Raw genomic sequence first — 24,905 nt, 5'->3', positions numbered from 1 at the left:
AGGCCGCATACAAGCGGCCTCGACAGGGGTCTGGACTCGAGCTCAGGGCGTCAATGCCGCCTCAAGTCACTCGGAGGGCACGTATTCTACAACTTCCAGATCGAATCCGGATATCGCATTGAACTTCATCGGCGAACTCATCAGGCGCATCTTGCGTACGCCGAGGTCACGCAGGATCTGCGAACCGGCACCGACGGTGCTGTAGGTGGTCGGCGCCTTGGTCGGTGCATCGCCCGCGCTTTCGCGGATGTGCGCCAGCAGTACGTCGCCGTCCAGCGGGTGGCCCAGCAGCAGTACCACGCCGCTTCCAGCCTCGGCCACGGCGGCCATGGCCGCGCGCAGGCTCCAGCGGCCCGGCTGCTTGACCAGCAGCAGGTCGCGCAGCGGGTCCATGTTGTGCACGCGCACCAGGGTCGGCTCTTCGGCGCAGATGTTGCCCAGGGTCAGGGCCATGTGCACGTCGCCTTCCACCGCATCACGGTAGGTAACCAGGTTGAACTCGCCCAGCTCGCTCTCGATCGGCTGCTCGGAAACACGCTGCACGGTGCGCTCGTGGATCATGCGGTAGTGGATCAGGTCGGCGATGGTGCCGATCTTCAGGCCGTGCTCGGCGGCGAACACTTCCAGTTCGGCGCGGCGCGACATGGTGCCGTCGTCGTTCATCACTTCACAGATCACGCCGCTCGGCTCAAAACCCGCCATGCGCGCCAGGTCGCAGGCCGCTTCGGTGTGGCCGGCGCGGGCCAGGGTGCCGCCCGGCTGGGCCATCAGCGGGAAGATGTGGCCTGGGCTGACGATGTCTTCGGCCTTGGCGTCCTTGGCAGCGGCAGCCTGCACGGTGCGCGCACGGTCAGCGGCGGAGATGCCGGTGGTGACGCCCTCGGCGGCTTCGATCGACACGGTGAACTTGGTGCCGAAGCCCGAACCGTTGCGCGGCGCCATCAGCGGCAGCTTCAGGGTTTCGCAGCGCTCGCGGGTCATCGGCATGCAGATCAGGCCGCGGGCGTGCTTGGCCATGAAGTTGATGTGCTCAGGCAGGCAGCACTCGGCCGCCATGATGATGTCGCCTTCGTTCTCGCGGTCTTCGTCATCCATGAGGATGACCATTTTGCCCTGGCGGATGTCTTCGACCAGTTCTTCGATGCTGTTGAGCGCCACTCGGCACCCCCTTCTCAATCAGGATTTCAAGAAGCCGTTGGCGGCCAGGAAGCTTTCGGTGATGCCACTGCCCTTGCTCGGTTCGGCAGCCTTGTCGCCCAGCAGCAGACGCTCCAGGTAACGGGCCAGCAAGTCGACCTCAAGGTTGACCCGACGCCCTGCGCGGTAGTCGGCCATGATGGTTTCGGACAGGGTGTGCGGGACAATGGTCAGCTCGAATTCGGCGCCATTGACCTCGTTGACCGTCAGGCTGGTGCCGTCGACGGTGATCGAACCCTTGTGGGCGATGTACTTGGCCAGCTCCTTGGGCGCACGCACGCGGAACTGGATGGCGCGGGCGTTATCGCTGCGCGAGATGATTTCGCCGACGCCGTCGACGTGGCCGCTGACCAGGTGGCCGCCCAGGCGAGTGGTCGGGGTCAGGGCTTTTTCCAGGTTGACCTTGCTGCCGCTCTTGAGGTCGATGAACGCGGTGCGCTTGAGGGTCTCGACGCTGACGTCGGCCCAGAACCCGTTGCCCGGCAGCTCGACGGCGGTCAGGCACACGCCGTTGACGGCGATGCTGTCGCCGAGCTTGACGTCAGCCAGGTCGAGCTTGCCGGTTTCGACGTAGACGCGCACGTCACCGCCCTTGGGGGTCAGGCTGCGGATGATGCCGATGGATTCGATGATGCCGGTGAACATGGGGACTTCCTCAAAAACGGGTTGCGCGTGGCAAGCCCGGCATTATACGCCGGGCGCCGGCAGAGGGATGGCCGTGACCCGCCAGTCATCGCCCACTGCGCGCATTTCGGTGATTTTCAGCCGCGGTGCCTGGCTCATCTTGTCCAGCGGCCAGTCCAGCAACGGCCGGGCCTGGGAGCCGAGGAAGGTGCCGGCGACGAACAGCTGGTACTCGTCGATCAGGCCCCGCTGGGCAAAGGCGCCGACCAGGCCGGCACCGGCCTCCAGCAGGACTTCGTTGACGCCGCGCGCGGCCAGTGCCTGCAACAGTGTTGGCAGGTCGACCTGGCCATTGTCGCCCGGGAGGCTGAGCAGTTCATGGCCGGCAGCGGCATAGCGCGGGTCATCTGCGACGGCGGTGACCACCAGTGCCGGGCCGGCCTGGAAGAACGGCGCGTCCAGCGGCAAACGCAGGCGGCCGTCGACCAGCACGCGCAACGGCGTGCGGCTCAGCGCCAGGGCGGTGGTTTCGGCATCCAGGCCCAGCTCGGCGCCACGCACGGTCATCCGCGCGTTGTCGGCCAGCACGCTGGCCGCACTGGTCAGCACCACGCTGGAGCGGGCGCGCAGGCGCTGCACTGCCGAACGGGCTGCGGGCCCGGTGATCCACTGGCTTTCGCCACTGGCCATGGCGGTGCGGCCGTCCAGGCTCATGGCCAGCTTGGCGCGAACGAACGGCAGGCCGTGCTCCATGCGCTTGAGGAAGCCAGGGTTGAGGGCGCGGGCCTCGGCTTCAAGCACGCCGCTGGCCACGATGATGCCGGCATCGGCCAGGCGCCGCAGGCCTTGGCCTGCGACTTGCGGATTGGGGTCCTGCATGGCGGCGACCACACGGGCGACCCCAGCCTTGACCAACGCCTCGGCGCACGGCGGCGTACGGCCATGGTGGCTGCACGGCTCCAGGGTCACGTAGGCGCAGGCGCCGCGGGCCAGTTCGCCGGCCTGACGCAGGGCATGCACTTCGGCATGCGGCTCGCCAGCACGCACGTGCCAGCCTTCACCGACCACCTCGCCATCGCGGACGATCACGCAACCCACACGCGGGTTGGGGTGGGTGGTGTACACGCCCTTGCGCGCCAGCTCCAGCGCGCGGGCCATGTAATGGGCGTCGAGAATCGCGGTCTGGCTGGGCATGCTCACTCTTTGGCCGGCTCGCGGGCCAGGCGGTCGATTTCTTCGCGGAATTCGTCGAGGTCCTGGAAGCGCCGGTACACCGAGGCGAAGCGGATGTAGGCCACTTCATCGAGCTTGCGCAGCTCGGCCATGACCATTTCACCCACCACCAGTGACTTGACCTCACGCTCGCCAGTGGCGCGCAGGCGGCTCTTTATATGCGCCAGCGCCGCTTCCAGGCGCTCGACGCTGACCGGGCGCTTCTCCAGCGCACGCTGCATGCCGGCGCGCAGCTTCTCTTCATCGAAGGGCTGGCGCGTGCCGTCCTGCTTGATCAGCCGGGGCAGCACCAGCTCGGCGGTTTCGAAGGTGGTGAAGCGCTCGCCGCAGGCAACGCATTCACGGCGGCGGCGCACCTGTTCGCCCTCGGCGACCAGACGCGAGTCGATGACCTTGGTGTCGTTGGCACCGCAAAAGGGACAGTGCATGGTGGCAGGCAACAAAAAAAGGGAGGGCCATGGTAGCGCATTGCACTGGCAAGACAAGCCAAAGGGGTTAACATCCATACAATTCTGCCCGTGAAGGACCCACCCATGCATCTTCGTGCGCTCGTCGTGCTGTGCTGCGCTTCCCTGCTCGCCGCCTGCGGCAGTGACCGCCCCAAGACCGAAGCAGTCCCCGCACCAGCAGCGGCCAAGGTGGCGAAAAACGCCGAACCGCTTGGCCCGCTACCGGCCTATCAGCGTGAATTGAGCGGCACCTTGCTGGAAATCCCCGCCGGCGCCGACGTGGAGTTGGCACTGCTGGTCATCGACGACCGCGACCGCCCGCAACAGCTGCTGGCCAGCAGCACACTGACCGGCACCGGCCAGGCCCTGCCTTATCACCTGCGTTTCAACCCCGAAGCCTTCCCCGTCGGGGCCCGCGTGGAGCTACGCGGGCGCGCCAGCAGTTCCGGCCAGCTGATCATGCACCTGCCCCCCGTACGCATCATCCAGGCCCAGACCCAGGCCACCGGCCCGCTGCGCTTCGAGAAGGCGCCGTAAGTGGCCCCGCTAGCCCTGCAACAGGCCCTCAGCGGCCTGATCGGCGAAGCGCGCCTGGTAGTCAGCGAATTGCCCGAGTGCGAGCTGAAGCTGTGGCTGATCGATGATCAGAACATGGACCGCGCCTTCAGCAGTGAGGAAACCCGGCGCATCCTCGAAGAGCCGCCGTACTGGAGCTTCTGCTGGGCAAGCGGCCTGGCCATGGCCCGCTACCTGGCAGCGCACCCCGAGTGGGTCGCCGGCAAGCGCGTGCTGGACTTTGGCGCCGGCTCCGGCATCGCCGGAATCGCGGCGGCCCGTGCCGGGGCGCTGGAAGTGGTCGCCTGTGACCTCGACCCGCTGGCTCTGGAAGCCTGCCGTGCCAATGCCGTACTCAACGATGTCGAACTGGGATACAGCAGCGACTTCTTCGCCGAAACCGACCGCTTCGACCTGATCCTGGTCGCCGACGTGCTCTATGACCGCGCCAACCTGCCGCTGCTCGATGCCTTCCTGGGCCGCGGGCGCCAGGCACTGGTGGCCGACTCGCGTGTCCGCGATTTCAGCCACCCGCTGTACCGGCAGCTTGGCGTGCTCGAAGCCTTGACCCTGCCGGACCTGGCCGAACCACACGAATTCCGCCGGGTCAGCCTGTACCACGCTAGCCGCGAGCCCTTATAGTGGTGCCATTCACGGATTACCGAGAGTCGCGATGAGCCAGGACACCCCATACATCTTCGATGCCACCGATGCCACCTTCCAGCAACTGGTGATCGAGAACTCCTTCCACAAGCCGGTGCTGGTGGACTTCTGGGCCGAGTGGTGCGCGCCGTGCAAGGCGCTGATGCCGCTGCTGGCGAAGATCGCCGAGGGCTATCAGGGCGAGCTGCTGCTGGCCAAGATCAACTGCGACGTCGAGCAGCAGGTGGTGGCCCAGTTCGGCATTCGCAGCCTGCCGACCGTGGTGCTGTTCAAGGATGGCCAGCCGGTTGACGGCTTTGCCGGTGCGCAGCCGGAGTCGGCGATCCGCGCCATGCTCGAGCCGCATGTGCAGATGCCCGCCGCGCCAGCCGCTTCGCCGCTGGAGCAGGCCAAGGCGCTGTTCGCCGAAAGCCGGTTCGCCGAGGCCGAAGCCCTGCTGCAGGCGCTGCTGGGTGAAGACAACAGCAATGCCGAAGCGCTGATCTACTATGCCCGTTGCCTGGCCGAACGTGGCGAGCTGGGTGAAGCCCAGGTGGTGCTGGACGCGGTCAAGACCGACGAGCACAAAGCTGCACTGGCCGGAGCCAAGGCGCAGCTGACCTTCCTGCGCCAGGCTGCCAGCCTGCCGGAAGTCGCCGACCTGAAGAGCCGCCTGGCGCAGAATCCGCAGGATGATGAGGCGGCTTACCAGCTGAGCATCCAGCAGTTGGCGCGTCAGCAGTATGAAGCGGCACTGGAAGGGCTGCTGAAGCTGTTCCAGCGTAATCGTGGTTATGAGAACGGTTTGCCGCAGAAGGCGATGCTGCAGGTGTTTGAGCTGCTGGGCAGTGATCATCCGCTAGTGAGTGTTTACCGTCGTCGCCTGTCTTCAGCCATGTTCTGACAGGCCGCGTGCCAGGGGCGGATACGACACCGCTCCTGGCGAGTATGGCCACGTCAGAGTGCGACCAACTCATCGACCGTCATCATGGGAATCGGCACGATAATCACTGCGTAATACCAGCGTTTAGGGTCTTGCTCAATGGCCGATATGACCGAAAAGCGACTGATGCCCCCCGGGGTGAATACTCCATCCAGACTGATGCGACCGTCGCCCGCCAACACCTTCCACGTCGTCAAGTCAGGCTCCACGGCGAGCTCCTCTCCTGTGTTGGACCTGTAGCAAAAATCGAGCTTCAGCTTGCCACCGACATTTTTCTTATTGAAGTAATGTGTAGGCGTTGAATTGAGGACAATAAAAGTAGATACCAGCGGATAGAGCAGATATCCGGTGGCAATGGCGTCTATCCAGAACGGGCTCTCCAGACTAGTGCGCAGCGCTGGGGCTTGCAGTGTCTTGCCCATCTCGTCGTAGACAACGCCAGCATTGGAAGGCGATGTATAAATGCCACGGTGGCCTTCGAGTTTCAGGCTTCCTTTACCGCTGACCTCGAATTTCCAAATAGGCGCATTCGGAATTTCTGGTTTCAGCACGACCTCGTGTTGAATTGCCGGATCGGCATTCACTATCCTCACCAGCGGCTCGACATGAAAAGCCATATGAGTCTGGGCCGCGTCACTTGACTCGCTCAGCCTGCCACTGGTTCTGTAACTCGCTTGACGGTACGTCGAGGGGGCTCCTGGCACAAGATGCAATTCATCGCACGATATGGAGCGGACAGGACGATCAATTTATTTAAAAGTGACGTTTCAAAAACCAGGTGGGCACGCCATTCATATAACGAATAACTCATCACTGCTTCCGCGCCGTAGCTTTAATGTCGACTCATTAATATGAAACGGCGAGACATGCGATTTCGCAACTGGCATTTTTATCAGGTGGATGTATAGCGCCACCGCATGTCTTCGGCCATGCACTGACCTGAAACACACTCCCACAGGTGCGGCGTCGATCAAAAATGCTGCACGATGCCTGTGGGAGTGGCTTTACCCGCGAGAGGCCGACTCAGGCAATCTCACCCCACCCAGTGATACACCGGCGCATCCACGCCACTCTCTACCTTCACCTCACTGCTGTGCCGCAAGCGCACCAGCAGCCGCTTGCCCGCCGCCGTACTCCCGGCCAGCCCTTCCAGCCGGTCGAGCAACTCCGGCCCGCTCATTTGCCCGGCCAGGCGCAGCACCTCACGCGCCGCGTGCCAATGTCCATCGTCCTGGCGCGGCGCTGCTGCCACGGCGAGCGTCTCAGCAACGGGCACCTCGATCTGCCGCCCCAACTGCGCCCACTCCTGCGGCTCCAGCTCGATGGTCAGGTCCACCGGCCAGTCACCAATCTGTCCACGAATTCTCACGATGCGTTCCTTGAGCTCAGGTCTGTGCAGCCATGCTACCGCAACATGAAACCTGCGCCACACAGGCTGGCGGCGCGAAGAGAAGTTGTTATAACATAACCGAATCTTCCCTCCCGCTCCCGGAGTCGTCAATGCGTCGTCTGCTGCTCGCCCTGCCCTTCGCCCTGCTGCCCCTGGCCGTGGCCCATGCCCACGACGACCATGACCATGATCACGCCCACGGCACCCTCGGCGCCCACGAGCATGGCGTGGCCAAGCTCAATGCAGTGCTCGATGGCAACACCCTGGAGCTGGAGCTGGACAGCCCGGCGATGAACCTGGTCGGCTTCGAGCACATGGCCAGCAGCGATGCCGACAAGGCCAAGGTCGCCGCTGTGCGCCAGCAACTTGAACAACCGCTGAAGCTGTTCGCCCTGGCCTCGGCCGCTGGCTGCAAGGAAGACCAGCAGGAGCTGGAAAGCCCGCTGTTCGGCGACGCAGCCAAGGCTGACGACGACGGTGACGAGCACGAGCAAGGCCACGTGCACAGCGACATCAATGCCCACTACCAGCTGACCTGCGCCACTCCGGAAAAACTCGCCCAGATCGACCTCACCCCGCTGTACAAGGCCTTCCCGGCCACCCAGAAGATCAACGTGCAACTGATCGGCCCGAATGGCCAGAAAGGCGTAGAGACCTCGCCTGCCAAGGCCGTGGTCGCGTTCTGAAATGAGCCAGGCGTTGATTGAACTGCAGGACCTGGTGTTCGCCTGGCCCGGCCAGGCGCCGCTGCTGGATATCCCGGCGTTCCGCCTGGAAGCCGGTGAAGCCCTGTTCCTCAAGGGCCCCAGCGGCAGTGGCAAGACCACCCTGCTGGGCCTGCTCGGCGGGGTCAACCGGCCGGGTCAGGGGCGTATCCAGCTGCTCGGGCAGGACCTCGCCGTGCTCGGCCAAGGTGCGCGTGACCGCTTCCGGGTCGACCACACCGGCTATATCTTCCAGCAGTTCAACCTGCTGCCGTTCCTCTCGGTGCGCGAGAACGTCGAGCTGCCGTGCCGTTTTTCGCGCAGCCGCGCCGAGCGTGCCAGCCAGCGCCACGGCAGTGTCGACCAGGCCGCCAGTGAGCTGCTGGCGCACCTGGGCCTGGGCGACCCGGCGTTGCTCGCACGGCGCGCCGACAGCCTGTCGATCGGCCAGCAGCAGCGCGTTGCTGCTGCACGCGCGCTGATCGGCCAGCCCGAACTGGTGATTGCCGATGAACCTACCTCGGCGCTGGACGCCGACACCCGCGAAGCGTTCATCCGCCTGCTGTTCGACGAATGTCGCGCAGCCGGCTCCAGCCTGTTGTTCGTCAGCCATGACCAGAGCCTGGCACCGCTGTTCGACCGTCACCTTTCCCTGGCCGAACTCAACCGCGCCGCCAAGCCCCGGGAGGCCTGATGTACCTGCTCCGCCTTGCCCTGGCCAGCCTGGCCAACCGCCGTTTCACCGCATTCCTCACTGCCTTCGCAATTGCCCTGTCGGTGTGCCTGCTGCTGGCCGTCGAACGCGTGCGCACCGAAGCGCGCGCCAGCTTTGCCAGCACCATCAGCGGCACCGACCTGATCGTCGGCGCCCGCTCGGGTTCGGTGAACCTGCTGCTGTATTCGGTGTTCCGCATCGGCAACGCCACCAACAACATCCGCTGGGACAGTTACCAGCACTATGCCCAGGACCCACGGGTGAAGTGGGCGATCCCGATCTCGCTGGGTGACTCGCACCGTGGCTACCGGGTGATGGGGACCACCACCGATTACTTCAGTCATTACCAGTACGGGCGCAAGCAGCACCTGGAACTGAGCCAGGGCCGTGAATTCGCCAGCGACCCGTTCGAAGTTGTGCTCGGCGCCGAAGTGGCCGACGCGCTGCACTACAAGCTGGGCGACAAGCTGGTACTGGCACACGGTGTCGCCGCGATCAGCCTGGTCAAGCACGACGACAAGCCGTTCACCGTGGTCGGCGTGCTCAAGCGCACCGGCACGCCGGTCGACCGCACCCTGCACATCAGCCTCGGCGGCATGGAGGCCATCCACATCGACTGGCAAAACGGCGTGCCGGCCCGTGGTGCCGGGCGCATCAGTGCCGAACAGGCGCGGACCATGGACCTGCAGCCGACGGCCATCACGGCGTTCATGCTTGGCCTGAACAGCAAGATCGCCACCTTCAGCCTGCAGCGCGAGATCAACGAATACCGCAACGAACCGTTGCTGGCGATCCTGCCTGGGGTTGCCTTGCAGGAATTGTGGAGCCTGATGGGCACCGCCGAGCAGGCGTTGTTCGTGGTGTCGCTGTTCGTGGTGCTGACCGGTTTGATCGGCATGCTCACGGCCATTCTCACCAGCCTCAACGAACGCCGCCGGGAGATGGCGATCCTGCGCTCGGTAGGTGCACGCCCGTGGCATATCGCCGGGCTGCTGGTGCTCGAAGCTCTGGCGCTGGCAGTGACGGGCATCGCGGCGGGGCTTGGCTTGCTCTACGCGGGCATCGCCCTGGCTCAAGGCTACGTGCAGGCCAACTACGGCCTGTACCTGCCCTTGGCCTTGCCCACTGCACATGAATGGACGCTACTGGCTATCATCCTTGGCGCAGCGCTGCTGATGGGCAGCGTACCGGCCTGGCGCGCCTATCGGCAGTCGCTGGCCGATGGCCTGTCCATTCACCTCTGAGAGGCACCATGCTCCACGTACTACTGCTATCGATCCTGTTCCTCGCCGCCCCTGTGTGGGCGGGCGAGGTGCGCGAACTGGACTGGCCCGCATTGATCCCTGAAGGCGCGCCGGTCATCCCGCCACAACTGATGCCGCTGCACGACATGTCGCAGCTGAGCAGTGCACTGTCAGCCGAGTCGGCCCCGCCGGCACGCCAGCAGGCGCCCGACGCCCCGGTGGTGAAAAGCCTCGATGGCCAACAGGTCAAGATCCCGGGCTACATCGTGCCGCTGGAGGTGAGCGAAGAAGGCCGCACCACGGAGTTCCTGCTGGTGCCTTACTACGGCGCCTGCATCCATGTGCCGCCCCCACCGTCGAACCAGATCGTGCACATTTTCAGCGAAATGGGTGTGCGTGTGGAGGACCTCTACCAGCCCTACTGGATCGAGGGAAAGATGCAGGTTAGAGCCTCCAGCAGCGAATTGGCCGATGCCGGATACCAGATGGAAGCGGAGAAAATCTACGCTTATGTGCTCAAGTGAGAACTGTTTCGAATTCGTGACGACGCTTCTTTGAGCTGGGTCAAACATTCCGTTTAGACAGCTCCGTACCATTGGACTACTCGATTACTCACGTCCTTTGGGAGCTTCCATGAACAAGTCCTTGCTCGGCGCCTCGCTTGTGGCCCTTGCGCTCGCTGCCCCTGTTGCCCACGCCCACAAGGCGGGTGATGTCATCGTCCGCGCCGGTGCCATCACCACTGCACCGAATGAAAACAGCGGCGATCTCAAATTCGACGGCAACAAGGTGTCGGGCACCAAGGCGACCCTGGACAGCGACACCCAGCTGGGCCTGACCTTCGCCTACATGCTCACCGATCACATCGGCCTGGAGCTGCTGGCCGCAACCCCGTTCAAACACAGCGTAGGCGTCAAAGGCCTGGGCGGCGGGCTGGACGGCAAACTGGCCGACATCAAACAGCTGCCACCGACCCTGTCCGTGCAGTACTACCCGATGGAGCCTAACTCCAAGTTCCAGCCCTATGCCGGCGTCGGCATCAACTACACCCTGTTCTTCGACGAAGACCTGACCAGCGAGCGCAAGCAACAGGGCTTCAGCAACCTCAAACTGCAGGATTCGGTGGGTATCGCCGGCCAGTTGGGCATGGACTACATGATCACCGACAACCTGCTGGTCAACGCCTCGGTCTGGTACGTCGACATCGACACCAAGGCCAGCGTCAATGGCCCGACCGCACTGGGCTACAGCAAGACCAAGGTTGACGTCGATGTCGACCCTTGGGTGTACATGGTCGGCCTTGGCTACAAGTTCTGACCTGAACACGGCAGGGCGGCTTCGGCCGCCCTTTCTCGTTGGCCCCAAGACCAGCCCCCCAGTGCCAGCCCACTGATCACCATCCCCAGGCCGCATACCGCAGTCCAGCCCCAGCGCGCATACACCCAGCTCGCCAGCACTGCGCCCAAGCCACTACCGATCGAGTAACAACACATGTAGGCGCCGATCAACCGGCTGGCCATCGCTCCACGCCCGGCCAGCAGCAGGCTCTGGTTGGTGACATGCACCGCCTGCACGGCGAAATCCAGCATCAGCACACCCAGCACGAACACCGTCAGCGATTGCCCAACGAAGGCTGTCGGCAGCCATGACAGCGTCAACAAGGCCAGCGCCAGCCCGGTGGTGCGCTCGCCCAGCCCTCGATCTGCCAGACGCCCGGCCCGCGACGCCGCGAGGGTGCCAGCGATACCCGCCAGACCGAACAGGCCGATCTCGGTATGGCTGAGCGCAAGCGCAGAGGCACTCAGGGGTAGCACCATGGCACTCCACAGCACGCTGAACGCAGCGAAGATCAGCAGGCCGAGCAACCCACGCCGGCGCAGCAGGCTGTCGTGGCGATACAAGGCGTACAAAGAGCCGATCAGTTGCAGGTAGCCAGGCCGTTGCGCGGGTAACCGGCTCGCTGGCAGCCAGCGCCAGAGCAGCACAGCCATCAGCACGAGCAGTGCCGACGCCACGAAGTACACACTGCGCCATCCGGCCAGGTCGGCCAGCACCCCCGAGACCAGGCGCGCCAGCAAGATGCCCAGCACGACCCCGCTGGTGACCGTACCCACCGCCTGACCCTGGCTGGCTGGGGTGGCGAGAGTGGCGGCATGGGCGACCATCACCTGCACCATGACCGCCATCAGCCCGACCAGGGCCAGGGCTGCCAGCAGAATCAGCCAGTCATGTGCCAGGCCTACACCGATCAGGGCCAAAGCGGCAACCAGCAGCTGCACCAGCAGCAGGCGCTTGCGCTCGAGCAGATCGCCCAGGGGTACGATCAGGATCAGCCCAACGGCGTAACCCACTTGGGTCGCGCCGACCACCCAACCAATCTGCTGCTGCGCCACCCCCAGGTCGCTGGCGATCGACTCGAGCAGAGGCTGGGCGAAATAGACCGTGGCCACTGCCATGGCGCAGGTGGCGGCAAGCAACAGGGTTATCCAGCGATTCATCGGGCTGACTCCTTCGCACCTGGTTTCAAATTGAAACCACATGATGGATATTTAGCAAATGTGGTTTTAATCTGCAACCAGATGATCAACGCAGGTGCCACCATGCTCGATGAAGTGAACGCTCAATGCCCTGTGGCCCGGGCGCTGGAAGTGCTGGGTGACCGTTGGGCGCTGATGATCCTGCGCGATGCCTTCGATGGCCTGCGCCGTTTCAGCGAATTCCAGAAGAACCTGGGGCTGGCGAAGAACATCCTGGCCACACGGCTGAAGCTGCTGGTGGATACTGGGTTGCTGGCGTTGCAGCCGGCGTCCGATGGCAGCGCCTACAAGGAATATGTGCTGACCGAGAAAGGGCGCTCGGTGTTTCCGATCGTGGTGGGGTTGCGCCAGTGGGGAGAGCGGTTTCTGTTCGAGGCGGGGGAAACGCGGTCGGAGCTGGTGGACAATGCCAAAGGGCGGCCGGTCGGGACTCTGCAGGTACGGGCCGAAGATGGCAGACTGCTCGCGGCGGAGGATTGCCTACGCAAGGTTGTACGGCATACGTGAATCCCGTGGGAGCCGCGCTTGCCGGCGATGGGCCGCGAAGCGGCCCCGGCAATTTATGCAACAACCTTGAAATCGTGGGGCCGCTTCGCGGCCCATCGCCGGCAAGCGCGGCTCCCACAAGTACAGCGCACGCCCCGGCTAATTCAAGCCTTGCCGAGCAGCTTGGCCAAGCCCTCGACCATCGGGGTCGCCTGCGGGAAATCGAAACGCGCCAGCAAGCGCTGGTTGTCTGCCCGCGAATGGCGAATATCACCCGAGCGCGCCTGGCCATAGCTGATCGCCGGCAAGCTGCCCACCACCTGCTCCAGGGCCTTGAGCATCTGGTTCAGCGAAGTCGCCTGGTTCAGGCCGACGTTCACCGCGCCCTCTTCCACCTGCGACAGCTCCAGCGCCTGCACCATCACCTGCACCAGGTCGCCGACGTAGAGGAAGTCACGGGTCTGCTCGCCATCACCGAACACGGTGATCGGCAACCCTTGAGCCGCGCGCTCGCTGAAGATACTGATCACGCCGGAGTACGGCGAGGATGGGTCCTGGCGCGGGCCGAAGATGTTGAAGAAGCGGAACAACACCGGCTCCAGGCCATGCTGGCGACGATAGAAATCCAGATATTGCTCGCTGGCCAGCTTGTCCACCGCATAGGGCGTCAGCGGCGCTTTCGGCGTGTCCTCGGCAATCGACTCGCCTTCGCCATTGTTGCCATACACCGCCGCGCTCGATGCAAAGAGCACGCGGCGCACGCCATGCACGCGCATGGCCTCGGCCACGTTGAGGGTGCCGATGAAGTTGCTCTGGTGGGTCTTTACCGGGTCTTCGACCGACGCCTGCACCGACGCCACCGCAGCCAGATGGACCACGGCACGGCAACCGGCGACGGCACGCTGAACCAGCTTGGCGTCGGCCACATCGCCTTCGATCAGTTCAAGGCGCGGGTTGCCCAGCTGCAGGTTGTCGCGCTTGCCGGTGGAAAGGTCGTCGAGAATACGTACGGCATAGCCCTTGGCCAGCAACGCATCGCACAGGTGGGAGCCAATGAAGCCGGCGCCGCCGGTGATCAGGATGGGGGCATCAGCCATGGCGGTAGAATCGATCCAGTAGTGGCGGCAAGCCAGCGCGCCAGGCACGCGGCTTGATGCCGAAAGTGTGAAGTATTTTCTTGCAGGCCAACACCGCGTGCTGCGGCTCTTCGCTGGCATCCGGCCGTGCGGCATGGGCCTGCGCGGTCGGCGCCTGTACGGCCAGCTGACGGTACTGCCCAGCCTCACTGAGAATTGCCTGGCCCAGCGCCAGCGGCGTGGTCGCCTCGTTGCCGGCGTAATGGTAGGTGCCCCAAAGCGGCGCACTGCAATCGAGCTGCTTGAGCACCGAGAGGATCACCCGCGCGGCGTCGTCGACCGGCGTCGGGTTGCCGCGGCGGTCATCGGCCAGCAGCAGCTCCTGCGGTTGCTCGGCACGGGTCAGGAAGCGGCCCAGGGCACCGTCGATGCTTTCGTCCAGCAACCAGCCGAAGCGCAGCAGCACATGCTGCGGGCACGCCGCGCGCACGCTCTGCTCGATACGCCAAAGGGCCTGGCCACGCTGGCCCAGCGGTACCGGCTCGTCCTTCTCGCTGTAGGCCGTGGCCCGCGAACCGTCGAACACCCGGTAGCTGGAAGGTTGCACCAGGGTGATCTGGTGGTGCTGGCACAACTCCGCCAGCCGCTCCACTGCCCGCTCCTGCAGGGCCAGGCGCTGGTCGCTGACCGACTCGGCCTGGAACCAGTCGAAGTAGTAGGCCAGGTTGACCACGGCATCGGGGCGATGATCGTCAAGCAGCTGAGTGAGGCTGGCCGGGGCCCAGCCGTTCTCCGGCGGGCGCGGTGCCAGGAATGCGATGTCCTCCTCGGCCCCGAGACGAATCAGCGCTTGCCCGAGGGCATTGCCACCACCCAACAGCATCAGGCGCATACGCATAGAGTCAGCAGATCCGAACAGGTTGATAGAAGGAAAGGAGCCATTTTGCGGTTTCCGGGCGGGGAAGTCCAACACGGGGTCTGGATGGCACCAACGACCAGGCTCTTCATCGATCAACACGATTACATGATGAATTCTCCTACAGCTATCAACGAGCGAGCTGACTTTAGTTCGACAACATAACGGCATTGAATTGTTGACCTGTCTACTTGCCGGTTGCCGAAGCATTTTCCGAGCGGCGGCAGGGGTACTTCACCCTTTTCTACAAGGAACGTTCCATGCCGCATTCAGAAGTCGCGTATCTGGACTTCAACCGGGAGCAAGCACACGCCATAGACCTTGCAAGCGATTTTCTTACTGGCTTAGGGGGACCTCAGGCTGGAAAAGTGGCAGATCAGGCAAGCTTGTTCGCGAAGCAGTTCAAATCAACACTGAGTACTGATCAAAAATCGACACTGCAGCGTTTTAGCGACGGCTTGCTATCCGCATTGATGTTCAGGGAAATGCCTTGCCCCACCGATTCGGCCCCAGAGCAGTTGCCGGACATTTCAGTAATGGCGCGCAGCAAACGCTGCCAATACCTGGCTTCACGCAATCAAGTGCTGTTGGCGCTGGCGCAATACCGAAATTTCGCATTCGACATCGACAATGAAGGCAAACAAGTGCGCCTGGTCGGCAACTTCAAAGGGGGCGGATGCACACCCAGGCCCGACGAGAGGCCCGATGCTGAAGTCGAAATCAGCTCACATGCGGGATTACAGCTGGGACCGCACACCGAAGCGCCCTACAACTGTTCAACAATCGCCAGTGATGGCCACTCACCCGCGCCTTGTGCACTGATTCTCACCGCACGCTGGAACCCTGCACATGAACCGACGCATGTAATTCCACTTCGCGGCATCATCGAACGCATGGCCAGCCTTGATGTACTTGCCCTCACTTCGCCCTCTTTCGACTTCACCCGCAGTGACTGCTTCGCTCGCGGGCAAGGCAATGCAGGCAAAGCCGTGTCGATACTGCAGTACAACGCCAATGGCGGCTTCTCGCTTCGGTACAACAGCTACCGCTTTTCACTCAATGACAATGCTGACAGCGCAGTTGCTCGTGCTTTTGATGCCTTTCAGAAAGCCGTGCACAGCGCGCAACCCGAGATGTTCGACCAGCAGGCTGACTCCGCGCTGTTGATCAACAACGGACGCGCCTTGCATGGCCGCAACATCATTCAGGACAACCGACGCTTACTGGTGCGCCAGTTCGGATACTCCCGTTTCGCAGATCCCATTGTGATCGCTGAAGACCCGCTACTGGTTCGTGGCTGAGGACAGGAAATTACCCGATGATCGAACTCGATTTTTCACTCATTCTCATACTCGCCCTAGTCGCGTTCACCGCCGGCTTCTTCGATGCAATTGCCGGCGGCGGCGGCCTGATTACACTGCCCGTATTGTTCATCGCTGGTATCGAACCTCTGGCGGCGATTGCCACGAACAAGTTTCAGGCCGCTTCGGCTACGGTTTCGGCTACATGCGCCTTTGCCCGTAAAGGCATGATCGACTGGAAACGTGGCAGCCCAATGGCAGTGATGTCTTTCATCGGCGGCGCGCTCGGCGCCTTGTCAGTCAGCCTGATACCCAAGACGCTACTACAGACATGCGTTCCCATACTGCTGATTCTGGTAGCCGCGTATTTCGCGTTCAGCCCGAAACCCAATGAGCAGTCGCGCAAGGCGAAGCTTTCAACCAGCGTATTCTGCATTGCCGTGGCGCCAGTCATCGGCTTCTATGACGGGATCTTCGGCCCAGGCGTCGGCTCGTTCTTCATGCTCGCTTGCGTCATCCTGTTGGGCCAGCATCTGCTTCAGGCCGTTTGCAACAGCAAACTGCTGAACGCCGCGTGCAACCTGGGCGCACTGTCAGTGTTCGCACTGAGCGGAGCGATCATCTGGCCTCTGGCGCTGGCCATGGCAAGCGCGGCGTTTGTCGGTGCTCAACTGGGCGCTCGCTGCGCCGTGTACTTCGGCCCCCGGCTGATCAAACCATTGTTGGTCTGCGTTTGCTGCATCATGGCAACCAAGTTGTTGCTCGACTCAGGCAACCCGATCGGCGAGTGGCTACATCGACTGACGCTCTGAGGGCGCCATCATTCAATCTCGAACAGGCTGTTACGCAACGGCCCCACGCTCAACCGCTCACGTACATCGTCATCGATCCGTGGATCATCCGGCCGGTACAGCCTCACCTGCCGATAGGCATTAATGCGATTGATCTCCTCCCCCAGGTATTCCCACACCACCCGGGTGCAGGCCGGGTTGCGCCGGTCGCCGCTGGACACCCCGGACTTCAGGCCGTTGAGGCGGGTGATGCGGCTCTTGAAGCTGGGGATGAGGATGGTCTGGCTCATCTCGTTGAAGGTCAGCGACTCGTAGTCGATGAGGAACACTCGGTCCTGCAGCTGGAATGCCGCGCCCAGGTAGCGGCAGCGCACCTCGGCATGCTGGTCGGTGGCGCTGGAGCGCTCCTGGCGTTCCTGGCGCTCGAACAGGAAACGGCCGCGTTCTTCCCACAGGTGCACCAGCGACACCAGGATGGTGCCGGGTACCGACATGCAGTTGGAATACTCGAAGTAATAGCCGCAATAGCGCGACAGGTTGCCGGAGTGCTCGTGCAGCGGGCGGAACAGTTCGCTGATCGGGTCGCCGGGCTGGTCGGCGACGGCCGACACGCGCGCGCCAATCAGGCGGGCGAACTGTTCGGCCGGCAGATTCAGCTCGTAATCCTCTACACCGAAAAAATCACCGATGCGCTTGAGGTTGAAAGGTGTCGGGCGGCTCTGGCCGCTCAGGTACTTGTTGAACTGCGCGCGGTTGATCGACAGCTGGCGGCAAACTTCCGAGATAGAGCGGTAGTGGCTGCAGGCCAGTTTGAGGTTGGTAGCGAAATGATCGCTCATGACAGGAGGCTCAGGTGACGCGAATGATGCCAGTGTAGCATCAAGTCGCACCAAATCGGAGCAAGCAGCGAAATTGTAACCACTCTTGTCATGGCCAACCATGCGCCCCAACGCCTAGCGGTGCGCCTGCCGTCCGCTGTCTTTTCACACGAAGAATAAGAATCGAGGTCATTTTCCAATGCTCGAAGCACTCAACGATTTCCTTTCGGGGAAACTCCTCATCGTGCTGATCGTCGGTCTCGGCGGTTACTTCACCATCCGTTCGCGGTTCGTCCAGTTCCGCCACTTCGGCCACATGTTCGCCGTATTCAAAGAGTCGCTGCGTGGCCAGGCAGGCCAGCTGAGCTCCTTCCAGGCCCTGATGCTGAGCCTCGCCGGCCGCGTGGGTGCCGGTAACATCGCCGGTGTTGGTATTGCCGTGACCCTGGGTGGCCCAGGCGCGGTGTTCTGGATGTGGGTCACTGCCCTGGTCGGCATGGCCAGCAGCTTCTTCGAATGCACCCTGGCCCAGGTCTACAAGCGCGCCGATGGCGACGGCCTGTACCGTGGCGGCCCGGCCTACTACATCCAGCACGGCCTGAAGCGCAAAAGCATGGCCATCGTGTTCTCGATCCTGCTGCTGGTCACCTACGGCTTCGCCTTCATCGGCCTGCAGTCGTACACCGTGACCCACTCGCTGCAGAACGCCTTCGCCTTCGACCCGCGCCACACCGGCATCGTCCTGGCCGTACTGCTGGCCATCACCTTCCTCGGTGGCATCAAGCGCATCGCGGCGGTGTCGGACCTGCTGGTACCGATCAAGACCCTGGCCTACATCGGCGTGACCCTGTATGTGATCGGCACCCAGATCGAGCACGTGCCGGCCATGCTGGAAACCATCTTCAAGAGCGCTTTTGGCCTCGACCCGGCGTTCGGTGGCCTGCTCGGCAGTGCCATCGTCATGGGCGTGAAGCGTGGCGTGTTCGCCAACGAAGCCGGCCTGGGCAGTGCGCCGAACGTGGCTGCCGTGGCTGCGGTAAAGCACCCGGGCGCCCAAGGCGTGGTCCAGGCGTTCAGCGTGTTCCTCGACACCTTCGTGATCTGCACCTGCACCGCGCTGCTGATCCTGCTGTCGGGCTTCTACACCCCGGGCTTCGAAGGTGACGGCATCGTCCTGACCCAGAACTCGCTGGCCGCCGTGGTCGGTGACTGGGGCCGCCTGTTCGTCAGCGTGGCACTGTCGCTGTTCGTGTTCACCTGCATCCTCTACAACTACTACTTGGGCGAGAACAGCCTGCAGTTCCTCAGCCGCAACCGCGTGGTGCTGCTGGCGTTCCGCGCCCTGGTACTGGCGCTGGTGGTGTGGGGTTCGATGCAGGACCTGTCGACCGTGTTCGCCTTCGCCGACATCACCATGACCTGCCTGGCGTTCGTCAACCTGGTGGCCCTGGCCCTGCTGTTCAAGGTCGGCCTGCGGGTGATGCGCGACTACGATGACCAGCGCAAGGCCGGCATCAAGCAGCCGGTGTTCGACTCGTCGAAGTTCGCCGACCTGGACCTGGACCGCAACGCCTGGCCTGCCAATCCGCAGGCGGAAACAGCCACTGACAAAGCAGTCGGCCAAGCTCAGCCGCAGCGCTGATATCCTGCCCTGCCCAGCCGCCCCGTCCGTGGGCGGCTGTTCTACCTCCGCTCACCGCTACGGATGCTTTCCATGCGTGCAGTCAAGAATCTCCTCGTCCTCTACACCGGTGGCACCATCGGCATGCTCGAAACCGCCGAAGGCCTGGCGCCGGCCGGTGGTTTCGACGCACGGATGCGCGAACACCTCGCGCAGCTGACCGACGCACCCCAGGTGCAATGGACGCTGCAGGAAATGAACCCGCTGCTTGATAGCGCCAACATGCAGCAGCACAACTGGCTGGCGATGCGCGACGCCATCGTCGCGGCGGTGGACGCCGGCCATGACGGCGTGCTGGTGCTGCATGGCACCGACAGCCTGGCCTACAGCGCCGCAGCGCTGTCGTTCCTGCTGCTGGGGCTGCCGGCGCCGGTGCTGCTGACCGGCTCGATGCTGCCGGCCGGCGCGCCGGGCAGCGATGCCTGGGACAACCTGTGCGGGGCCCTGCGCCTGGTCGAACAGGGCCTGGAAGATGGCGTGCAGTTGTACTTCCACGGCCAGTTGCTGCATGGCTGCCGGGCTTCGAAGCTGCGCAGCGAGGCTTTCGATGCCTTTGCCGCGCTGCCGCGCCATCGTGACGGTGAGCGTGCCGCCGAGCTGCCTGCTGCCCTGGGTTATCGCGAGCAGCGCCAGCCGGTCAACCTGGCGGTGATGCCGGTGTTCCCGGGGCTGCAGGCCGGGCACCTGAAGGCACTGCTCGACAGCGGCGTGCACGGGTTGCTGCTGGAATGCTATGGCAGCGGTACCGGGCCGTCGGATGACCAGGCGCTGCTCGACGTGCTGCGTGAAGCGCGCCAGCGTGGTGTGCTGCTGGCTGCCATCAGCCAGTGTCCGGAAGGGTCGGTGGTGTTCGATACCTATGCCGCGGGTAACCGCTTGCGTGGCGCCGGACTGGTCAGTGGTGGTGGCATGACCCGTGAGGCAGCGCTGGGCAAGATGTTTGCGCTGCTGGGTGCAGGGCTGGACGTGGATGCGGCGGAGCAATGGTTCGCGCTGGATCTGTGCGGGGAGCGCGCCTGATTATCGCCTGCCAGGGCCTCTTCGCGGGGCAAGCCCGCTCCCACAAAGGCCCTGACTGGCAGTAAGAATGGCGGAAGGCAGCGGGAGTCGAACCTGCCCGGGAACGGCTGCCGTCCCCAACCGGGTTTGAAGCCCGGCCGCGCCACCGGGCGCGATTGCCTTCCTTGAACTCAGTGCCTGGCCTGCTGTTGGGCCAGGGCGCTGTCGGCGCGGATGTAGCGCTGGTCGGCCACCCGCCGGGTCAGGCCGATGCGGTCGAAGTACTCGAGAATCTGCACACTGCGCTTGCGACCGATGCCCAACATATCGCGAAACGCAGCAACCTGCACTATCGGCGTCTCATTGGCCTGCCCCAGCAGCAGCTCTGCCATGCGCCCTAGCGTCACCTCAGGGTAGAACAGGTCGCGCACCACCTGATGCACCAGGCCCAGCCGGGCCAGCTTGCGCAGCAGCAGGCGCACATCCGCCTCTGTGCTGTTTTCTTCAGCAGCCAACGTCCGGACCCAGGGCGGGTCATATTGCCCTGCCAGCAATTTCGGCTGCAGTCGTTCCCACAACGCACTGTCGGCGGCGCTCAACTGCACTTTGTGATCAGGCAAATGCAGCCATGGCCCGCTGCTGGCTATCACCTGCTCATTAAGCAGCTCATCGATCAGGCTGACAAACGCCGGGCGCTCCAGCGGCAAGGCGGCGAAGCGCCGCAGGCGGTCACGGTCCGGGCCGAGCTGGTCGGGCTCCTGTTCGTGAAAACGCACCAGCTGCTCCAGCACCTGATGCCTCAGTGCATGCCATTGACCTTTGGCAAACAGCAGCGGGCCCTGGCGCGTGGCTACCACCAGCACATCATTGGGCAACAACCAGGTATCGCGCTGGCGATTGAACTGGCGCTCCAGGCGCTGCGGGTCGAGGCCACCGAGCGCACTGTCGAGCAAGGCCGGCAGTGCCTCCTCCAGGCCTTCGGCATCACGCAGCACCTGCAGCTGGCGCAGGCGTTCTTCACTGCGGCGCTGCCGACTAGGCGCGAACGGGTCGAGCACCTTGCCGCCGCCGAGGGTGCGCTGGGCACGCTGGTCCCGTAGCACCAGGCGGTCACCGTGTACCGCCTGCAACGGCGCGTTGAGCAGCAACTGGGCAAACATGCGTTGGCCAGCGGCCAGGGTTTCGCCTTCGAGCAAGGCCACCCGGGCCGTCACATCCTGGGTGCCGAGGTGTACATGAACGGCACTGAAATGCTCGAAGATGCGGGTTTCACCGGGTAGTAGGCACAGTTCGATATCCACCCGCACGCTGGGTGCATGCAGCCATTCGGGCACCAGCCAGTCACCTCGGTGCACCTGCTCCAGCGCCAGGCGTTCGGCGGTGATGTTCAACGCCACCCGCTGGCCGGCCTCGGCCACCAATGCCACTTGGTTCTGCGCGTGCAGGCCCCGCACCCGCACCGGCTTGCCGGCTTTACCCAGCAGCAAGGTGTCGCCAGTACTGACGCGCCCTGCCAGCGCCGTGCCGGTCACGACTACCCCGGCGCCGGTCACGGCGAAGGCGCGATCGACCGCCAGGCGAAAACCGCCGCGCACGCTGCGCTGGCGCACCCGTACTTCGGCCTCCAGCAAGGCCCGGCGCAATACCTCGATACCCTGCCCGGTGATGCTCGACACGGGGAATTGCCGGGCCTTGGCATAAGGCCCCTCTGCCAGCAACTCCCTGACTTGCGCCTGCACCTCGGCCAGGCGTGGGGGCTCGACCCGGTCGCATTTGCTGATCACCACCAGCGCCTGGGGTATACCCAGCAACTCGATGATCGCCAGGTGCTCGCGGGTCTGTGGCATCACCCCGTCGTCGGCAGCCACCACCAGCAGCACCAGGTCGATGCCATGGGCGCCGGCCAGCATGTTATGGATAAACCGCTCATGCCCCGGCACATCGATGAAGCCGGTCAACCCCACCCCTTCGGCCAGCGCCGCGTAGCGGTAGCCGAGGTCGATGGTCATGCCACGGGCACGCTCTTCCTGGCGCTGGTCACCGGCCTGGCCGGTGAGGGCCTGAAGCAGCGCGGTCTTGCCGTGGTCGATGTGGCCGGCGGTGCCGACGATCATTGCACTGGCCCCAACTGCAAGGCCGGCAGTTGCGCCAGCCACTGGGCCTCATCGTCGAGCTGGCGCAGGTCGAGCCACAAGGCGTCGTCATCGATACGCCCGAGTACCGGCACCGGCAGGTCGCGCAGGGCCCGCTCCAGTACATGCAGGCTGCGCCCGCGCAGCTTCTTCGACACGTGCGGGCGCAGGCACAACGCCGCACTGGGCAGGCGCGCCACCGGCTGGCTGCCACTGCCGATCATGCCCAGCGCGGGCTCTACGCTGACCTGCCATTGTTCACCCAGGTGTGACTTGAGCTCGGGAGCCAGACGTTCGGCCTGGGCCTGGATCTCAGCCTGGCTGCGGGTCAACAGGCGCAGGCTCGGCAGGCGCTCGGCCAGGCGGTCGGGGTTGCGGTACAGCGCCAGCACTGCCTCGAGCGCGGCAAGGGTGATCTTGTCGACGCGCAGTGCACGCTTGAGCGGGTTTTTCTTGATCCTGGCGATCAGCGCTTTGCGACCGACAATGATCCCGGCCTGGGGGCCGCCCAGCAACTTGTCGCCGCTGAAAGTGACAATGTCGGCCCCATCGGCCAGGGCCTGGCGCACCGTTGGTTCGGCGGGCAGCCCCCAGCGCGTGAGGTCGAGCAGGCTGCCGCTGCCGAGGTCTTCAAGCAGTGGCAGTTCATGCTCGTGGGCGATACGCGCCAGCTCGGCAGTCGGCACCTGATGGGTAAAGCCCTGGATACTGTAGTTGCTGCAGTGCACGCGCATCAGCAGGCCGCTGCGCGGGCCGATGGCAGCTTCATAGTCGCGGGCGTGGGTGCGGTTGGTGGTGCCGACCTCGTGCAGCTTCACCCCGGCCCTGGCCATGATGTCGGGGATGCGGAAGGCACCGCCGATCTCGATCAGTTCGCCACGGCTGATGATGCCCTCCTTGCGCGCGCCCAGGCTGTTGAGCGCCAGCAGCACGGCGGCGGCATTATTGTTGACCACGGTGACGGCCTCGGCGCCGGTCAGCTCGCGGATCAGGCCTTCGATAAGGTCATCACGGTCGCCGCGCTTGCCGGTGGCCAGGTCGAATTCCAGGTTGAGCGGGTAGCGGGCGGCAGTCTGCATGGCCTCGACCGCTTCCTCGGGCAACAGTGCGCGGCCGAGGTTGGTGTGCAGCACGGTGCCGGTGAGGTTGAACACGCGTCGTACCTGGCTGCGCTGCTGGATCGACAGGCGTTCGCCGGTACGGCCAAGGAGGATTTCAGGGGCCAGTTCGGCACTGCTGAGCTCACCGTTGCGGGCGGGGTCGCGCAGGTCGTCGAGCAGCTGGCGCAGGGTGGCCAGCACGGCGTCGCGGCCGTGGCGGTCGATCAGCGGAAGGCAGGCCGGGTGGCGCAGGAGGGTGTCGATGGAGGGCAGGCGTGGGGTGTCGCTGGCTAGGCTGGAGGACATGCGGTACTACCTTGGACTGATCCGTTGTCTTTGATTGCCCTTTCGCGGGACAAGCCCGCGCCTACAGGCACCATGTACCCTGTAGGCGCGGGCTTGTCCCGCGAAGCAGGCGACTCGGTATTACAGTGTAGACACTCACCCACTACCCTGGCGCGAGCATCAGGTTGGGTGCCAGGCGATGGAAGCCCTCATCGTCCAGGCGGATATCCAGCGCCAGGCTGGCGAGGTCGTCGGCCAGTGGCTCTGCCGCCGCATCGTTCTCCAGATAGTTCTGCTTCAGGTAGCTCTCACATGCTGGACAGCATTCGGCCCGCAGCGGCGCCTTGCCCGGCGCATGGCGGTCGTCTTCAAGGCTGGTGTAGCGCAAATCCTTGCTCGACTCGCAATACACGCACTTGACCCGCACCACATGCCACTCACAGGCACACAGCGAACAGGCCAGGTAACGCAGGCCGTTGTGCTTGCCTCGGTTGCGCACCACCCCGGCCATCGCCGGCGAACCACAGGCCGGACACTGCGCCAGGCTACCCGCGGGCTTCAGTTCAGGGGCAGGCAGCGCCAGCAACCAGCTCGACCAGGCGGCCTGCAAGGCGCCTCCAATGAACGGTACCAGCGCCGCCGGCACCGCATCGTATTGCCCGGCGAGCAAGGCGATACCCCAGCCCTTGCGCTGGTTGTCGTCACTGTCACGCAGGGTTTGCAGCGCCTCACCCAGCGCACCACTCGCCTCGCTATCGAAGTGCGTGAGGAAGGCCCGCAACCAGACCAGCCACGGCCCTTCACGCACCAGGCTGTCGGCTGCCAACGGAGGCAGACCATGACTTATGCACAGGCGCTGACGCTCCTCGGCCACCGGCAACCCGCCGGGAGGGTTATCCACAAGCTGCTGCTGGACGCGGCACAGCTGGGCAATCAGCCGCAGGTAATCACCCAGGGCGTTGCCCTCGGCCAGGTGTTCCAGGCGTGCTGCGCGCAGCGCAAACAGATTGGCAGGCGGCAGATGCAGAAACGGCGGCATCACTGCCGACGCTTCGATCTGCCCGGGTTCGAGTATCGTGCTCAAGCG

The 24,905-nt window shown here is 64.2% G+C and carries 26 protein-coding genes and 1 tRNA gene; 13 read left to right on the top strand and 14 right to left on the bottom strand.

Annotated features, from left to right (window positions below; all coding sequences use genetic code 11):
- Positions 1–66 precede the first annotated feature (66 nt).
- Genes ribBA through nrdR form a run of 4 tightly spaced genes read right to left on the bottom strand, consistent with a single transcriptional unit; the run spans position 67 to position 3,482 of the window.
- Entirely contained in the window at positions 67–1,158 is a 1,092-nt protein-coding gene (gene ribBA, locus C2H86_RS14810) for a bifunctional 3,4-dihydroxy-2-butanone-4-phosphate synthase/GTP cyclohydrolase II (protein ID WP_027917815.1), read from the bottom strand.
- A gap of 18 nt (positions 1,159–1,176) precedes the next feature.
- Entirely contained in the window at positions 1,177–1,842 is a 666-nt protein-coding gene (locus tag C2H86_RS14805) for a riboflavin synthase (RefSeq protein WP_159408710.1), read from the bottom strand.
- Between the two features lie 42 nt (positions 1,843–1,884).
- A complete protein-coding gene (ribD, locus tag C2H86_RS14800; protein WP_159408709.1) occupies positions 1,885–3,015 on the bottom strand; it encodes a bifunctional diaminohydroxyphosphoribosylaminopyrimidine deaminase/5-amino-6-(5-phosphoribosylamino)uracil reductase RibD in 1,131 nt (376 codons plus the stop codon).
- Between the two features lie 2 nt (positions 3,016–3,017).
- The gene (gene nrdR / locus C2H86_RS14795; RefSeq protein WP_003255402.1) at positions 3,018–3,482 is read right to left on the bottom strand and encodes a transcriptional regulator NrdR; all 465 of its coding nucleotides are present in this window, start codon (positions 3,480–3,482) and stop codon (positions 3,018–3,020) included.
- A 105-nt stretch (positions 3,483–3,587) separates the two neighbouring features.
- Here nrdR and C2H86_RS14790 point away from each other — a divergent pair, with 105 nt between their 5' ends.
- From C2H86_RS14790 to trxA, 3 genes are read left to right on the top strand one after another with little or no spacing between them, the layout of a single operon-like run.
- Positions 3,588–4,040, top strand: coding sequence for a YbaY family lipoprotein (locus tag C2H86_RS14790; RefSeq protein WP_159408708.1), 453 nt, complete (start codon positions 3,588–3,590; stop codon positions 4,038–4,040).
- Positions 4,041–4,700 (top strand): class I SAM-dependent methyltransferase, encoded by a 660-nt coding sequence (locus tag C2H86_RS14785; RefSeq protein WP_159408707.1) that lies wholly within the window; start codon positions 4,041–4,043, stop codon positions 4,698–4,700.
- Between the two features lie 31 nt (positions 4,701–4,731).
- Positions 4,732–5,604 (top strand): thioredoxin, encoded by an 873-nt coding sequence (trxA, locus tag C2H86_RS14780; protein WP_159408706.1) that lies wholly within the window; start codon positions 4,732–4,734, stop codon positions 5,602–5,604.
- A gap of 53 nt (positions 5,605–5,657) precedes the next feature.
- Here trxA and C2H86_RS14775 read toward each other — a convergent pair whose 3' ends face one another.
- Together C2H86_RS14775 and C2H86_RS14770 are read right to left on the bottom strand one after the other, a co-directional pair.
- The gene (locus tag C2H86_RS14775) at positions 5,658–6,227 is read right to left on the bottom strand and encodes a hypothetical protein (protein ID WP_159408705.1); all 570 of its coding nucleotides are present in this window, start codon (positions 6,225–6,227) and stop codon (positions 5,658–5,660) included.
- Positions 6,228–6,676: 449 nt separating this feature from the next.
- Positions 6,677–7,012 carry a hypothetical protein gene (locus C2H86_RS14770; RefSeq protein ID WP_159408704.1) on the bottom strand — a complete coding sequence of 112 codons (336 nt, stop codon included), beginning with the start codon at positions 7,010–7,012 and terminating at the stop codon, positions 6,677–6,679.
- A gap of 131 nt (positions 7,013–7,143) precedes the next feature.
- Here C2H86_RS14770 and C2H86_RS14765 point away from each other — a divergent pair, with 131 nt between their 5' ends.
- The 5 genes from C2H86_RS14765 (at position 7,144) to C2H86_RS14745 (ending at position 11,013) form a co-directional block, all read left to right on the top strand.
- Positions 7,144–7,719: a DUF2796 domain-containing protein gene (locus C2H86_RS14765; RefSeq protein WP_159408703.1), complete on the top strand. Its 576-nt coding sequence runs from the start codon at positions 7,144–7,146 to the stop codon at positions 7,717–7,719.
- Position 7,720: 1 nt separating this feature from the next.
- Positions 7,721–8,431: an ABC transporter ATP-binding protein gene (locus C2H86_RS14760; protein ID WP_159408702.1), complete on the top strand. Its 711-nt coding sequence runs from the start codon at positions 7,721–7,723 to the stop codon at positions 8,429–8,431.
- On the top strand, positions 8,431–9,696 hold the full coding sequence (locus tag C2H86_RS14755; protein ID WP_159408701.1) for an ABC transporter permease: 1,266 nt from the start codon (positions 8,431–8,433) through the stop codon (positions 9,694–9,696). Before C2H86_RS14760 ends, C2H86_RS14755 begins: the two co-directional genes overlap by 1 nt.
- Positions 9,697–9,704: 8 nt before the next feature.
- Positions 9,705–10,220, top strand: a complete 516-nt coding sequence (locus tag C2H86_RS14750; RefSeq protein ID WP_159408700.1) for a DUF3299 domain-containing protein — start codon at positions 9,705–9,707, stop codon at positions 10,218–10,220.
- Between the two features lie 109 nt (positions 10,221–10,329).
- A complete protein-coding gene (locus tag C2H86_RS14745; protein WP_110637796.1) occupies positions 10,330–11,013 on the top strand; it encodes an OmpW/AlkL family protein in 684 nt (227 codons plus the stop codon).
- Here the strand turns inward: C2H86_RS14745 and C2H86_RS14740 are convergent.
- Positions 11,001–12,236 carry an MFS transporter gene (locus C2H86_RS14740; protein ID WP_430738555.1) on the bottom strand — a complete coding sequence of 412 codons (1,236 nt, stop codon included), beginning with the start codon at positions 12,234–12,236 and terminating at the stop codon, positions 11,001–11,003. The two genes, C2H86_RS14745 and C2H86_RS14740, sit on opposite strands and share 13 nt — an antisense overlap.
- Before the next feature lie 60 nt (positions 12,237–12,296).
- Between C2H86_RS14740 and C2H86_RS14735 the strand changes: the two genes are divergently transcribed.
- Positions 12,297–12,740 carry a winged helix-turn-helix transcriptional regulator gene (locus C2H86_RS14735; RefSeq protein WP_159408698.1) on the top strand — a complete coding sequence of 148 codons (444 nt, stop codon included), beginning with the start codon at positions 12,297–12,299 and terminating at the stop codon, positions 12,738–12,740.
- A 143-nt stretch (positions 12,741–12,883) separates the two neighbouring features.
- Here the strand turns inward: C2H86_RS14735 and C2H86_RS14730 are convergent, their stop codons facing one another.
- Together C2H86_RS14730 and C2H86_RS14725 are read right to left on the bottom strand one after the other, a co-directional pair.
- Complete coding sequence (locus C2H86_RS14730; RefSeq protein ID WP_159408697.1) at positions 12,884–13,816, bottom strand: NAD-dependent epimerase/dehydratase family protein; 933 nt, start codon at positions 13,814–13,816, stop codon at positions 12,884–12,886.
- Positions 13,809–14,693 (bottom strand): sugar nucleotide-binding protein, encoded by an 885-nt coding sequence (locus C2H86_RS14725; protein ID WP_103448783.1) that lies wholly within the window; start codon positions 14,691–14,693, stop codon positions 13,809–13,811. Before C2H86_RS14725 ends, C2H86_RS14730 begins: the two co-directional genes overlap by 8 nt.
- A 278-nt stretch (positions 14,694–14,971) precedes the next feature.
- Between C2H86_RS14725 and C2H86_RS14720 the strand changes: the two genes are divergently transcribed.
- Positions 14,972–16,012 (top strand): hypothetical protein, encoded by a 1,041-nt coding sequence (locus C2H86_RS14720; protein ID WP_159408696.1) that lies wholly within the window; start codon positions 14,972–14,974, stop codon positions 16,010–16,012.
- A 17-nt stretch (positions 16,013–16,029) separates the two neighbouring features.
- Positions 16,030–16,824, top strand: a complete 795-nt coding sequence (locus tag C2H86_RS14715; protein WP_159408695.1) for a TSUP family transporter — start codon at positions 16,030–16,032, stop codon at positions 16,822–16,824.
- An 8-nt stretch (positions 16,825–16,832) separates the two neighbouring features.
- Here C2H86_RS14715 and C2H86_RS14710 read toward each other — a convergent pair whose 3' ends face one another.
- A complete protein-coding gene (locus C2H86_RS14710) occupies positions 16,833–17,642 on the bottom strand; it encodes a helix-turn-helix domain-containing protein (protein WP_159408694.1) in 810 nt (269 codons plus the stop codon).
- 178 nt (positions 17,643–17,820) lie between these two features.
- Here C2H86_RS14710 and C2H86_RS14705 point away from each other — a divergent pair, with 178 nt between their 5' ends.
- Together C2H86_RS14705 and C2H86_RS14700 are read left to right on the top strand one after the other, a co-directional pair.
- On the top strand, positions 17,821–19,263 hold the full coding sequence (locus C2H86_RS14705; RefSeq protein WP_159408693.1) for an alanine/glycine:cation symporter family protein: 1,443 nt from the start codon (positions 17,821–17,823) through the stop codon (positions 19,261–19,263).
- A gap of 72 nt (positions 19,264–19,335) precedes the next feature.
- Positions 19,336–20,322, top strand: a complete 987-nt coding sequence (locus C2H86_RS14700) for an asparaginase (RefSeq protein ID WP_159408692.1) — start codon at positions 19,336–19,338, stop codon at positions 20,320–20,322.
- 68 nt (positions 20,323–20,390) lie between these two features.
- On the opposite strand, the gene C2H86_RS14695 is transcribed toward C2H86_RS14700, so the two are convergent.
- The 4 genes from C2H86_RS14695 to fdhE form a co-directional block, all read right to left on the bottom strand.
- A tRNA-Sec gene (locus C2H86_RS14695) sits at positions 20,391–20,486 on the bottom strand.
- A 6-nt stretch (positions 20,487–20,492) separates the two neighbouring features.
- Positions 20,493–22,415, bottom strand: a complete 1,923-nt coding sequence (selB, locus tag C2H86_RS14690) for a selenocysteine-specific translation elongation factor (RefSeq protein ID WP_159412941.1) — start codon at positions 22,413–22,415, stop codon at positions 20,493–20,495.
- Complete coding sequence (selA, locus tag C2H86_RS14685; protein ID WP_159408691.1) at positions 22,412–23,839, bottom strand: L-seryl-tRNA(Sec) selenium transferase; 1,428 nt, start codon at positions 23,837–23,839, stop codon at positions 22,412–22,414. Before selA ends, selB begins: the two co-directional genes overlap by 4 nt.
- Positions 23,840–23,981: 142 nt before the next feature.
- Positions 23,982–24,902 (bottom strand): formate dehydrogenase accessory protein FdhE, encoded by a 921-nt coding sequence (gene fdhE / locus C2H86_RS14680; RefSeq protein ID WP_159408690.1) that lies wholly within the window; start codon positions 24,900–24,902, stop codon positions 23,982–23,984.
- Positions 24,903–24,905: the final 3 nt, after the last annotated feature.

The organism is Pseudomonas putida, from assembly GCF_009883635.2.
Classification (GTDB): Bacteria; Pseudomonadota; Gammaproteobacteria; order Pseudomonadales; family Pseudomonadaceae; genus Aquipseudomonas; species Aquipseudomonas putida_W.
The sequence above is the reverse complement of the archived record's forward strand: the minus strand, read 5'-3'. Positions and strand labels throughout refer to the sequence as shown.